11 protein-coding genes and 1 pseudogene are annotated in these 11819 nt (G+C 68.5%); 6 read left to right on the top strand and 6 right to left on the bottom strand.

Annotated elements, in window-relative coordinates:
- Positions 1–101: 101 nt before the first annotated feature.
- Positions 102–521, bottom strand: a complete 420-nt coding sequence (locus J7J50_RS15300) for a VOC family protein (RefSeq protein ID WP_215056770.1) — start codon at positions 519–521, stop codon at positions 102–104.
- Positions 522–1038: 517 nt separating this feature from the next.
- On the opposite strand from J7J50_RS15300, the gene J7J50_RS15295 reads away from it, so the two are divergent.
- Positions 1039–2346 (top strand): beta-1,3-glucanase family protein, encoded by a 1308-nt coding sequence (locus J7J50_RS15295; RefSeq protein ID WP_215056771.1) that lies wholly within the window; start codon positions 1039–1041, stop codon positions 2344–2346.
- A gap of 94 nt (positions 2347–2440) precedes the next feature.
- Here J7J50_RS15295 and J7J50_RS15290 read toward each other — a convergent pair whose 3' ends face one another.
- Complete coding sequence (locus tag J7J50_RS15290) at positions 2441–2869, bottom strand: PepSY domain-containing protein (RefSeq protein WP_215056772.1); 429 nt, start codon at positions 2867–2869, stop codon at positions 2441–2443.
- A 219-nt stretch (positions 2870–3088) separates the two neighbouring features.
- On the opposite strand from J7J50_RS15290, the pseudogene J7J50_RS15285 reads away from it, so the two are divergent.
- The 3 genes and pseudogenes from J7J50_RS15285 to J7J50_RS15275 all read left to right on the top strand — a co-directional run bounded on the left by J7J50_RS15285 (position 3089) and on the right by J7J50_RS15275 (position 6470).
- Positions 3089–4277: pseudogene (locus tag J7J50_RS15285) on the top strand (FAD-dependent oxidoreductase).
- A 107-nt stretch (positions 4278–4384) separates the two neighbouring features.
- On the top strand, positions 4385–5287 hold the full coding sequence (locus J7J50_RS15280; RefSeq protein ID WP_215056773.1) for a hypothetical protein: 903 nt from the start codon (positions 4385–4387) through the stop codon (positions 5285–5287).
- 298 nt (positions 5288–5585) lie between these two features.
- Positions 5586–6470 (top strand): hypothetical protein, encoded by an 885-nt coding sequence (locus J7J50_RS15275; protein ID WP_215056774.1) that lies wholly within the window; start codon positions 5586–5588, stop codon positions 6468–6470.
- A 62-nt stretch (positions 6471–6532) separates the two neighbouring features.
- Here J7J50_RS15275 and J7J50_RS15270 read toward each other — a convergent pair whose 3' ends face one another.
- From J7J50_RS15270 to J7J50_RS15255, 4 genes are all read right to left on the bottom strand, one after another.
- Positions 6533–7093: an arylamine N-acetyltransferase gene (locus J7J50_RS15270; RefSeq protein ID WP_215056775.1), complete on the bottom strand. Its 561-nt coding sequence runs from the start codon at positions 7091–7093 to the stop codon at positions 6533–6535.
- A gap of 120 nt (positions 7094–7213) precedes the next feature.
- The gene (locus tag J7J50_RS15265; protein WP_215056776.1) at positions 7214–7753 is read right to left on the bottom strand and encodes a DUF2058 domain-containing protein; all 540 of its coding nucleotides are present in this window, start codon (positions 7751–7753) and stop codon (positions 7214–7216) included.
- 88 nt (positions 7754–7841) lie between these two features.
- Entirely contained in the window at positions 7842–8351 is a 510-nt protein-coding gene (locus J7J50_RS15260) for a DUF1697 domain-containing protein (protein ID WP_215056777.1), read from the bottom strand.
- Between the two features lie 76 nt (positions 8352–8427).
- Positions 8428–9660 (bottom strand): MFS transporter, encoded by a 1233-nt coding sequence (locus J7J50_RS15255; protein ID WP_215056778.1) that lies wholly within the window; start codon positions 9658–9660, stop codon positions 8428–8430.
- Between the two features lie 215 nt (positions 9661–9875).
- Here J7J50_RS15255 and J7J50_RS15250 point away from each other — a divergent pair, with 215 nt between their 5' ends.
- Both J7J50_RS15250 and J7J50_RS15245 read left to right on the top strand, forming a co-directional pair.
- Positions 9876–10553: a response regulator transcription factor gene (locus J7J50_RS15250; protein WP_215056779.1), complete on the top strand. Its 678-nt coding sequence runs from the start codon at positions 9876–9878 to the stop codon at positions 10551–10553.
- Positions 10537–11769: a HAMP domain-containing sensor histidine kinase gene (locus tag J7J50_RS15245; RefSeq protein WP_215056780.1), complete on the top strand. Its 1233-nt coding sequence runs from the start codon at positions 10537–10539 to the stop codon at positions 11767–11769. Before J7J50_RS15250 ends, J7J50_RS15245 begins: the two co-directional genes overlap by 17 nt.
- The last annotated feature ends 50 nt before the right edge of the window (positions 11770–11819 follow it).

The raw sequence follows: 11819 nt of genomic DNA, 5'->3' as shown, positions 1-11819 counted from the left end.
GACGCCAAACCCCGGCCAACAAAAAACCTCGCGCATCGCGAGGTTTTTTGTTGCGCGCGGGGCGAACCGACCGGCCGCCGCCGCGCGGTCCCGCGGATGGCTTACTGCTGCGCGGCGCTCGGATCGGCGTCGGCATCCATGTAGAACACTTCCCAGGTGTGGCCGTCGAGATCGTCGTAGGAACGCTGGTACATGAAGCCGTAATCCTTCGGTTCGTGCGCGGTCGCGCCGGCGGCCACGGCCTTGTCGGCCAGCGCATCGACTTCGGCGCGGTTGGGCAAGGACACCGCCACCAGCGTTTGCACCTGCTTGGTCGCATCGACGACCGTCTTCTTGGTGAAGCTCTGGAAGAACGGCTCGACCAGCAGCATCACGAAGATATTCTCGCCGACGATCATGCAGGTGGCGTTTTCGTCGGTGAACTTCGGATTGAAGCTGTAGCCGAGCTTGGTATAGAACTCGATCGAACGGTCCAGGTTCTTGACGGGCAGGTTGACGAACAGTTGGGCGTGGGTGGTCATGGCGAGGGCTCCGGCGGTTGAAAGGGGATGGATGGATTGATGCGGCGGGCAGTAACGAGGGCGGGTTTGCGGACCGTTTCCTGCCTGCTCCTGACAACGACGAGCCAGGATCGCAGGAATCGACACGGCCGCGAAAAAAATTTCGCGGGCCGGTTTTCGGCCTCCTCCGGCCCGCCCCCTCAGACCGTCCGGGCCCCGCACCGCCAGCAGCACCGAATGCAACGAGATCGTCGCGGCGATGAACAAGCGATTGCGCTTGGGCCCGCGAACACCAGATTGGAGACCCGCTCGGGCAGGCGGATCTCGCCGATCAGCTCGCCGTCGGCGCGATGGCGCAATTCGGCAATGACTTGCGCGCCAGGGTGAGACGCGTCGCGGCCGGCCTGGCCATTCACAGAACGCCGGCGCCGGCGTTTACCTCTCATCCACCGCTGCGCGCCGACCGCCCGCGCGTGTCCGCCGCCGCCGCGGTTCCGCGTTGGTTTACGGCCCGCCCTCCAACACGAAGGTATCGCCCATGACCTCAGTACCTCTCACCCTCGACGCCACCCAGACCGATCTTGTCGCCGATGTCGCCGTCTATGCCTACATCGTCGGCCTGGTCGCCGGCGTCTTCTATCGCCTCGACGCCAGCGGCCTACCGCATCCGATGACGTTGAGCGACAACACCCAGGCCGCGCAGAGCTTTCCCGATTCCGGCCAACTCGATGCCGCCGCCATCGCCGCGCTGCAGCCCAACTATCCCCAGGCCTGGGCCGATTACTCGATCGCCCTGGCCCGCACCGCGCCGGCCACGCAACTGGACCTGTCGCAGATCAACACCACCACCGTGCCCGGCCTGGGCATCGGCGTTAATGCCTTCAGCGGCCGCATCTACGTGTCGGCCGGGCTGCCGCGGCTGCCGTTCACCGTCCAGGCCAGCGGCTACGCCGCGCCGGTGCCGTACGCGGACGGCCCGGGCGCGCAGTGCCTGTTCGACTGGATCGAGTTCTCCTACGACAGCGAAGGCAACTTCAACGGCAATACCACCCAGGTCGATCAGTTCGGCTTCGCGATGAGCCTGGACGGCGCGCCCGGCGGCGGCCTGCAAGGCGCGATGAGCGTTACGCGCGACGCGCTGCTGGCGCAGATCGGCGCGCTGACCGGCCCGTTTACCGACTCGGGCAGCCTGGTCGCGGTCGACGCCGCCGCTACGGCCGCATATCCGGCCAACGTCTCCACGCTGCGCGCGCAATCGCCCAAGACCCTGACCGCGATGGGCAGCTACAGCGGCGGGCTGACCGATTACTTCAACGACAACCTCGGCGCGTGGTACCTCAACTGGCAGACCACGCCGCTGGTGGTCAACGACGGCGCCACCGGCTACTACACCGGCGTGGTCGACAGCGGCAGCGGCGTGCTGAATTTCTATCAGGGGCAATACACCACCTTGGCCGAATGGCAGGCGGCGGCGCCGGCGCTGGCCTTCCCGATGATCGGTTCGGCGCCTTCGACCGTGCAGATCGCCTCGATCGACGTGTGGCAATGCGCCAACTCCTTGAACGCCGGCGGCGCCGCGCAGCAGAACGTCGGCAAGAACATCGCCGCCGCGTTCAATCGCGGCGTGCCCGGCTATCTGCTGGACGACACCGTCTGCCACAGCGAGGCCGGATCGTTCTATCCCTCCGGCGGCACCTGGAACGCCTGGGCCGCGATCATGCATGCGGCCAACAGCAACGCGCTGGCGTATGGCTTTCCCTACGACGATGTCTGCCAGCAGAGCCCGACGATACAGCTCAACGCGGCCACGCAAGTCAACGTGGTGATCGGCAATTTCTACAGCTGATACCGGCGCGCGGACGATGGATGGAACCACGGCCGCCTTCGATCGAAGGCGGCCGCGGTGTTTTACATCGGCATGAACCGGTTCAAGGCGGGGATCAGTTTTTCTCGACGCCGAAGATCTTGCCGTTGTCCGGGTCGAGCTTGAGCTTGACGTCGCGGCCGGCCGGATCGTCGGCCTTGGCCAGCCAGATGCCGTCGTCGTAATCGACGTCGTGGATGTCGGTGTAACCCGCCGCCGACAGCGCCGCGCGCACGTCGCGCTCGCTCATCTGCGCGACCTGCTCGTTCGGATAGACGCGGCCGCTGCGGGGGTCCAGCTTGACCTGCACGCGGTTGCCGTTGGCGCTGCGCGCATCGGCTTTCCACACGCCGTCCTCGAAGTCGAGATCGTTGATCTTGGTGTAGCCCTGTTCGGCCAGACGAGTACGGATTTGATGTTCGGTCAGCGCGGTCGGCGCGCCCTGGGCCATTACGAAGGAAGGGGCGCAGGCCACCAGGGCCAGCGCCAGCAGATATCGCTTCATGACATCCTCCTGTGCGTGGGGAGATTCGATTCTCGTTACGCCGTGCAAACGAGAAGTGAACGAGCGCGCGTTCATTCATGCTGTTGCTTAAGCGATGAATGAATACGGCGCAGCGGCCGACGCCATCGCGATTTTCGCCGCCATTCATACCGACATCACCGTGCGCTAACATCGCCGCAGGCCGTTCGCGCAGTTGCGCGCGGCACACGGAGGTCATCGATGCAACGTCGTCATTTTCTGCGCGGCGCCGGCGCCGCGCTGGTTACGCTCTCGGCCGGCGGCGCGGCGGCGCAACAGGCCTCTTCGCTCGCGCTCGCTCAGCCGCCCGCGCAACCGCCGCCGTTCGCCGCGCCGCCGCCGCTGGCGCCGATCCGCGCCAGCGCCGAGCGCATCATCGCGATCGACGCCTGCACGCGGCCGTTCCGCGCGCGCGGCCCGCGCATCGAAGCCGAGCGCTTCGGCCGCAAGACCGTGATCCACAACTACGGTCACGGCGGCGCCGGCTGGTCGCTGTCGTGGGGCGCGGCCACGCACGCGGTGCGGCTCGCCCAGGCCACCGGCGAAACCCGGCTGGCGGTGATCGGCTGCGGTGCGATCGGCCTGACCACGGCGCTGGTCGCGCAGCGCGCGGGCCTGCGCGTACGCATCTACGCCAAGGACCGGTTGCCCAATGTTCCGTCCTACTACGCCGCCGGCACCTGGTCGCCGGGCTCGCGCATCGTTACCGCCGAACATTCCACGCCGCAGTTCGAACAGAGTTGGGAAGACATGACCCGGATTTCGTTCCGCACCTATCAGACCTTGCTCGGCCTGCCGGGGCTGCCGGTGGAATGGGCCGACGGCTACGTACTGATCGATCCGCCGCAAGCGCCCAAGATCGCCTCGCCGGAAGACGGCGAACCGCAGTACCCGGTGCTGGAATCGCGGCTGATCCGCGATCTCAACCCGCGCTCGCAACCGCTGCAGCCCGGGCAGCACCCGTTCGCCTTCGCCGAAGTGCGCCGCTATACCCGCATGACCTTCAACCTCAGCGCCTACGCGCGGATGCTGATGGACGAGTACCTGCTTGCCGGCGGCGAGATCGAGCCGCACGAGTTCGCCAGCCCGCGCGATTTCGCCGCCCCGCGCGAGAAGACCCTGATCAACGCCACCGGCTACGGCGCGCGCGCTGCTCGGCGACGACTCGCTGACGCCGGTGCGCGGACAAACGGCGCGGCTGATTCCGCAGCCGGAAGTGAACTACAACCTCGCCTGCCCCAATCGCAATCTCAACGTGGTCTCGCGGCGCGACGGCATCCTGGTGCAGGCGCAGGCACCGGGCGATTTCGGCAATGCCGACACCACTGTCGATCGCGCCGCGTCGGAAGCGGCGGTGGCGACGCTGGCCAGCGTGTTCGTCCGCGGCTGACGGCGCGATCGCATCGCCGTCCGTCCGCGCGGGCTTGGTTTCCCGCGGTGGGGCGACTAACGTGATCGCATTCGCGCCACCCGGACGTGGCCGAAGGGGAGACCGCCATGTTCATTGCCCGACCGCGGCGCTGGCGCGCGGCGCTGCTGACCGCGCTGCTGCTGCCCGCCGCCGCCCACGCCTGCATCAACGAGATCGGCACCAACATCCGCGGCCTCACCTTCGAAACCGATTGGTTCGTGGCCGGCAGCGACATGACCGCGCGCCTGTCCGACGACGCCCGCGGCGCCGTGCCGACCGACCGGCAACTGGCCGAGGCGGTCGAACGCGCGCGCAAGTCACCGCAGTTCGTCTACCTCAACGATCTGGGCGTGGCGCTGATCTACCGGCGCAGCTATGCGCACGCCATCAACCAGTTCCTCGACGTCGAGCGGCGCTTTCCCGGCCGCCACCAGACCGCGGCCAATCTGGGAACGGCGCTGGAACTGGCCGGCTACGACGAGGTCGCGCTGCGCTGGATCCGCATCGGCATCCGCCGCAACCAGAACGAACACCAGCGCTCGGAATGGCTGCATGCGCGCATCCTGCAGGCCAAGATCGCGCTCAAGCGCGATCCGCGCTATCTCGATCATCGCTCGGTGGCCGGGCTCGGCTTCAGCCGCGCGCTGATTCCGAAGATGCCGTCGATGCCCGTCGGCAACGACGGCCGCCGGGTCAGTCCGGCCTTGCTGGAACGCTCGCTGAGCTATCAATTGTTCGAGCGCACCCAGTTCGTCAAACCCAAGGACCCGGTGGTCGCCAACCTGCTGATGGATTGGGCGACCTTGCATCTGGTCGGCGGCTCGATCGAGAACGCGACCGCGCTGTACGACCTGGCCGAACGTTACGGCGCGCCGCGCGATGCCTTGGTGAACCAGCGCCAGGCGCGCATTCGCGCGGTGCTCGATCGCGACCGCGACGGTGAAAAACTGTTCACCGGCGACTGCGCGGTCTGCGAACCGGAGTCCTGACGGCGGCCCGGGCGGATACGCCGGCATAGCCCCCGCCGGCCGCAGCCGGCGCCGGCGGGCGAACCGGGCGACACCCGGGCTGGCCGCCGCCGGCGCGGCTGATCGATAATGAGCGCGCTATCGAAACGCGCCCGGTGCATGATCGAATCGCGGCCGGCCGCCACTGGATCGCGATCGGCGCACGCCGCATCTGTCTTCCATCAACACAGGCCGCGCAGGCCGGGGGCTTCGCATCGTTTGTCGGCAATGCAGATCGAACGTCCCCGCCGGCTCGCGCATTTGCCCGCGCTGCGGCGCAGTGCTGCCCGGCTGGGGCGGCTTCAGCCCGACGCCGTCGATGTGGCGGGCCTGGCGCTCCAATGCCGTGTTCAAGCGGCTCCTGCTCGCGCTGGTGGTGCTGATCATGGTGCTGTGGGTGTGTTCGCTGGTCTCCGACGACGTCACCCAGAGCCTGCGCGAACAGCGGCGCGAACGCGGGCTCTCCGCCGACAGCCGCGAACTGCTGGTGCGCGAGCAGCAACGCTTGAACGTCCCCGACGCCGGCAGCCTCGCCACGCGGCCGTCCGCCGCCAACACCCGCCTGGCGCCGGCGCGCAACGCGAAAGAACTGTTGAGCGGCATGCACGTGATCGTGGATGAAGTCGGCGGCCGCAGCCGCTATCGCCAGGCCGAGGTCGAGGCGCGGATCGCCGCGCTGCATTTGCAGGACCTGCTGCTGCCCGAACACCTGCTCAGCGCGCAGGGGCTGCGCTCCGGCCGCGCGGACATCCGGCGCTACATCACCCTGCTCAACTACTCGCTCGCGATCAATCGCACCAGTCAGGCCGAGCTGGAGCAGCGTCTGCGCGCGCTGGCGGCGGAACTGCCCGAAGGCCGCGCCGTCATCGCCAGCCACGACCGCAACGCGGCGCGCGGGCTGGAGGAAGACAACGCCCTGCTCAACAACCAGCGCGTGGCCATCGGCAAGATCGAGCGCATCTATGCGCTGGCCGAGGCCCGGCTCGGCCACGTCCAGTTGCGCGGCAACGCGCTGATTTTCGAACGGCAAAGCGACGCGAACGAATACAACCGTCTGGTCCGCGACATCCAGGCGTTGGCCGAACGGCGCAGCGCGATCTATCGCTACCAGCAGGCGCGCGTGCAGGCGGAGCTGGATGAGATCGGCAAGCTCAGGCGGCGCTGAACGCCTGTTCGAATCTCTGCGAAACAAGCCCGTCATTCCGCGAACGCGGGAATCCAGCGGCTTCAAGCGTTCTCGCACGAACGGCCCTGGATTCCCGCGTTCGCGGGAATGACGAGCAAAAAGCATGGCGGCTCGACAACCGAAGCAACGACATGGAACCGGCTATCGAGCGCCTCGTCGATGGGCCCGTCGATCACCTCGCCGATGGGCCCGTCAATCACGTCGCCGATTGCGCGGCCGCCCGCTCCGCCGCCTGCGCCTGCAGCCTGCGCTCGATCGCGGCCGGAAATTGCGGATCGGCCGGCAAGCGCAGTTCGAACTCGTCGCGCAGCACCGCCACCGGTGAGGCCGCGCGCCTGGAAGCCCAGGTCCTGCAGCAGCGCCAGGAACATGCGATTGAGTTCGTAGCAATAGCCGCCGCGGCCTTCGTGCAGCAGCTTGCGCTGCAGCGACGGCAGATCCACCGGCACCGGCGCCTGCAGCAGCGTGGCGATGGTTTCGAAGGCGAATACGGCCGTGTGGCGCCGTTGCAACTCGCGCAGGGTGTCCAGATCGGGCGGCGGCGCGCGCTCGAAATCCAGGCGTTGCAGATACGCGGGAAGGTGTTGCAGTTGCGCGGACATCGCAGACTCCCAGGCGGGCGGCCGATGCCTACGGTAGCGGTTGCCGACCGCGCGGGTCGAGTGCGTGGATTGTCGATCCGGCGTGCGGCGGCGGCGTGAACGTCGCCGCGGGTTCGCGCATCACCAGATCAGATCGTCGGGCACCTGGAATTTCGCGTAGAACGCATCGTCCTCGCTGACCGCGGCTTCGCTCTTGGGCTCGGCGTGATCGAGCACGATCATCGACGGGTCGCGGCTGCGGACTTTCTCCGCGGCGGCGCGCGGCAGCAGTTCGTAACCGGGCTCGTGACGCGCGATCACCAGCGCGCCGCTGGCCAACTGCGCGCGCAGCGCGGGGTTGATCAGCACGGTCTTGATCTTGCCTTCGTCGGTGAAGCCGTAGGAGATCTCGCCCTCGCGCTTGATCTTGTGGGTCTCGACGATCTGGCGGATCTGCGCGCGCTGCTCGTGCGCGCGCGCCTGCGCGTTGCGCTCGGCCGCCAGCGCGCGATCGCGCTCGGCGCGCTCCAGGCGCAGCCGCTCGGTCTCCAACTGTTCCGCGCTCGGCGGCGGCGGCGCCTTGCCCTGGCGCTGCTTGGCCTGCTCGCGCGCGACCTGGGCGACCTGGGACTTCTTGACCAGACCGGCCTTGAGCAATTGATCTTGTAGGGGATTTCGCATGGGCCCAGTCTAGTACGGGCCGCGGCCGGCTTAAACCGGCCGGGGCCGCCGGAGCGGACTTTTGCCCGGTTTTATGGCGCGGCGCCGCTCAGCCGCCGGCCATTTCGATCAGCTTGGCGACCGTATTCAAATTGCGCGCCGTGCCGGTCTTGGCCGCGGGAATGACCAGCCGGGAATCGGCCATGCCGTCGCCGTAGTGCACGTAGATCTCGCGCTCGCCCAGGGCGATCTCTTCGCCGTTAAGGTGCTTGACCGCGGCCAGCGCATCGGCCGGCGGGGGTTGATCGAGGAAAATCAGCACCGCGCGATTGGGCGCGGCATGCGCAAACGGCTGCGCCGCCAGCGCCTTGGCCATCTGCGCGCCGGTGCGCACGATCACGCCGACCGGCTTGCCGGCATAGTCCGCCAGCCGCTTCTCCAACGCCGCCTGCGCCGCGCTCGCGCTCAGAGCGCTGCGAAACACCACGTTGCCGCTGGCGATGTAGGTGCGCACATCGAGGAAACCGGCGTCCTCGCACATGGCGCGCAGCTCGGCCATCGGCAGTTTGCCGGTGCCGCCGACGTTCACGGCGCGCAGCAGGGCGATATAGGTGGGCATGGCGCAAGGATACGGCAGCCGCGGGGAATTGCGGATGCCTTTGGGAAAACGTCGGCCCCGCGCTGGCGCGCCGGAATCACTCGGCCTCGTTGACCACCGCCAGCGTGCGCGTGCGCTGCGCGTCGCTGCGTGCCCAGAAATAAATCAGCAATCCCGCCAAGGCGGTGATCGCACCGACCACGCCGGTCGAAGTCCAGCCGTAGCCGGCGGTGATCGCCATGCCGCCGAGCCACGGCCCGAGCGCATTGGCCATGTTGAACGCCGAATGGTTGGACGCCGCCGCCAGCGTTTGCGCCGACTTGGCCACGTCCATCAGATGCGCCTGCAACACCGTCGCCAACGCGCCCATCGTGCCGACCGCCAATACCGCCGGCAGCACCGTCCACACCGAGCGCGCGGCCAGCGGGAACAGCAGCAGGATCGCCGCCGACCACAGCAGAATCCACGCCGCGGCGCGGAACTGCAGGCGGTCGAACAACCAGCCGCCGCCGAGCGTGCCGAGAATGCCGCCGATGCCGAACGCGATCAGGCCGAAGGGAATGAACGACTCGCGCACGCCGGTCACGTGCACCAGCGTAGGCGCCAGATAACTGAAGACGCAGAACATGCCCGCGAAGCCGATCGCGCCGATGCCCAGCGCCAGCCACACCGGCTTGCGGTTGAAGTCGCGCAACTCGCGCATCGCGTCCGGACGCGGCGCGTGCATGCCCGGCGGCAACACCCGCGCGGTCATCGTCACCGTCGCCAGCGCGATCAACGACACCAATCCGAACGCCCAGCGCCAACCGAAGTTCTGGCCCAACCACGTCGCCAGCGGATTGCCCAGCAACAACGCCACCGACAGACCCAACATCACCCGCCCGACCGCGGCGCCGCGCTGCTCGGGCGGACTGATCCGCGCCGCGACCAGGGCCGCGATTCCGAAATACGCGCCATGCGGCAGACCGGCGACGAAGCGCGCGAACATCAAGCTGTAGTAACCCGGCGCCAGCGCGCTGGCGAGATTGCCGAACGCATAGAAGCCCATCAACGCCAGCAGCAGACTGCGCCGCGACATGCGCGCGCCGAGGATCGCCAGCGCCGGCGCGCCGACCACCACGCCCAAGGCATACGCGCTGATGACGTGACCGACCGCGGGCTCGTTCACGCCCATCGCGCGGGCGATGTCGGTGATCAGGCCCATGACCACGAATTCGCTGGTGCCGATGGCGAAGCCGCCCATGGCCAGGGCGAACAGGATCAGGGTGATCTGGCGGGGAGACAGGATCGGCGCGGGACTGTCCGTGCGGACGGGGCTGGCGGGGGTCATGGGGGCATTATTGTGCTTTGCAGCATCGGGCGCCACTGCAGGATTTGGCGTTTATGGCACGGGCCGGAAGGCGAATTGCGTGCATGCCGGCGGCGAAATCGCCGGCGCGTCTTCGCCAGACTCGCCGAATCAGACGACGGTTTGCGCTACCCATCTCCAGGCACGCCCGCCCTCCAGCCGGTGCCGGAACACCCCGGCGGCGCTAAGCTCGCGCCATGCGCCTGCTCGTACTCGAAGACCAGACCGATCTGCGCGAAGCCGTCGCCGGCCGCTTGCGCACGCACGGGCACGCCGTGGACGAAGCCGATGATCTGGCGACCGCGGAGTCCTTCGTGCTGTCGTACGCCTACGACGCCCTCGTGCTCGACCGCACCCTGCCCGACGGCGATGCGCTGGCCTCGCTGCGGCGATGGCGCCAGCGCGGCATCGCCACGCCGGCCTTGTTCCTGACCGCGCGCGACGCGGTCGATGATCGCATCGACGGCTTCGCCGGCGGCGCCGACGACTATCTGATCAAACCGTTCTCGATGGACGAGCTGATGGCGCGGATCGGCGCGATCGGCCGGCGCGGCGGCGCGATCCGGCCCAGCGTGTTGCGCGTGGCCGATCTGGAAGTCGACCTGGGACGCCGCGAAGTGCGCCGCGGCGGCATCGCGCTGCCGCTGCGTCCGAAGGAATTCGCCCTGCTGCAATTGCTGGCCGAGCGCGCCGGGCACGTGGTCGCGCGCCACGACATCATCGCCAGCTGCTGGGGTGAAGGCCAAGAGCCGGCGTCGAACGCCGACGAAGTGCTGATCGCCGCGCTGCGGCGCAAACTCGGCAGCCCGCCGCTGCTGCGCACGGTGCGCGGCGCGGGCTATCTGCTGGACGGACGCGATGACGCGACGGCGTGAGCAGGTGCTGCGGCGCCTGCACCTGCGCCTGACCGCCGTCTGGACCGCGGCGTGGCTGCTGTGCGTGATCGTGCTGTGCGGCGTCGCCATCGCCACGCACGCGCGGCTGACCCAGCTCGATCTCGCCTCCAACCTGCGGCTGCGCGCGACCGCGGTGTACGGATTGACATGGTTCGACGCCGACGGCCGCTTTCACGACGAAGTGCTGCGCAAGGAACCCGGCGTGATCGACGGCGGCAGCGACATCTGGGTGATCGGCAAGGGCCCGCCGCCGCGGGTGCTGTTGCGCCCCGAACACCCGCGCTTCGATCTCGCCGAACCCTTCGCGCTGGCCGACACCGTGATTCGCGGCGGCGACGATCTCGCCGACGAAGGCCGCGACCGTCGCGGCCGCGCTTACCTGCTGCAAGCCAAGGTCACCTACGACGATCGCGACCGCCCCATCGCCGCGATCCTGGTGCTGGCCGATCCCAGCGCGCGCGACGCCACCCACGCCGCGTTCGTGCGCTGGACGCTGCTGATCGCCGCGGCGCTGGCCGCGTTCGGCATCCTGGTCGGCCACGTCCTGTCGCGGCGTTCGCTGCGGCCAGCGATCGCTTCGTTCGAGCAACAAGAGCGCTTCATCGCCGCCGCCGCGCACGAGTTGCGCACGCCGGTCGCGCGCTTGCAGGCCTTGTGCGAATCCGCGCACGACGGCCGCGAGCCGCCGGCGCAGGTGCTGACCAAGATCGAACGCGTGGCGACGCAGACCGCCGGCCTGATCGATCAGTTGTTGCTGTTGGCGCGCCTGGATGCGGCGGCAACTCCGGTGAACAGGGAACCGGTGCGGCTGGATCTGCTGGTCGAAGCGATCCTGCCGGAGGAGCGCGAAATCGTCTTCCACGGCGAGGAGTCGGTGGTGAACGTGGACCTGCGGCTGGTGCAGACCGCGGTGCGCAATCTGATCGACAACGCCTTGCTGCATGCGGCGGCGGACGCGGCTTCCGAGCCGATCACGGTGACCGTCAGCGGCCGCACGGTGATCGTCGAAGACCGCGGCCCAGGCTTTCCGGAAACCTTGCTGCAGCGCATCCGCGAGCCCTTCGTCACCGGCCCGGGCAGCCGCGGCAGCGGGCTCGGGTTGTCGATCGTTCAGCACATCGCCCAGTTGCACGGCGGGCAATTGCGCCTGGAAAACCGCGCCGGCGGCGGCGCACGGGCGGAACTGGCCCTCTAGCGGCGGCGGCCGGCCGGACGGTATCAGCTCGATGTCAGCTTCGCTGGCTA

It is taken from the genome of Lysobacter sp. ISL-50, from assembly GCF_018612875.1.
Lineage (GTDB): Bacteria > Pseudomonadota > Gammaproteobacteria > Xanthomonadales > Xanthomonadaceae > Lysobacter.
The sequence above is the reverse complement of the archived record's forward strand: the minus strand, read 5'-3'. Positions and strand labels throughout refer to the sequence as shown.

Coding starts and splice junctions, on each gene's coding strand:
- J7J50_RS15300 (WP_215056770.1), bottom strand. CDS start 521: ATGACCACCCACGCCCAACTGTTCGTCAACCTGCCCGTCAAGAACCTG.
- J7J50_RS15295 (WP_215056771.1), top strand. CDS start 1,039: ATGACCTCAGTACCTCTCACCCTCGACGCCACCCAGACCGATCTTGTC.
- J7J50_RS15255 (WP_215056778.1), bottom strand. CDS start 9,660: ATGACCCCCGCCAGCCCCGTCCGCACGGACAGTCCCGCGCCGATCCTG.
- J7J50_RS15290 (WP_215056772.1), bottom strand. CDS start 2,869: ATGAAGCGATATCTGCTGGCGCTGGCCCTGGTGGCCTGCGCCCCTTCC.
- J7J50_RS15280 (WP_215056773.1), top strand. CDS start 4,385: ATGTTCATTGCCCGACCGCGGCGCTGGCGCGCGGCGCTGCTGACCGCG.
- J7J50_RS15265 (WP_215056776.1), bottom strand. CDS start 7,753: ATGCGAAATCCCCTACAAGATCAATTGCTCAAGGCCGGTCTGGTCAAG.
- J7J50_RS15250 (WP_215056779.1), top strand. CDS start 9,876: ATGCGCCTGCTCGTACTCGAAGACCAGACCGATCTGCGCGAAGCCGTC.
- J7J50_RS15260 (WP_215056777.1), bottom strand. CDS start 8,351: ATGCCCACCTATATCGCCCTGCTGCGCGCCGTGAACGTCGGCGGCACC.
- J7J50_RS15270 (WP_215056775.1), bottom strand. CDS start 7,093: ATGTCCGCGCAACTGCAACACCTTCCCGCGTATCTGCAACGCCTGGAT.
- J7J50_RS15245 (WP_215056780.1), top strand. CDS start 10,537: ATGACGCGACGGCGTGAGCAGGTGCTGCGGCGCCTGCACCTGCGCCTG.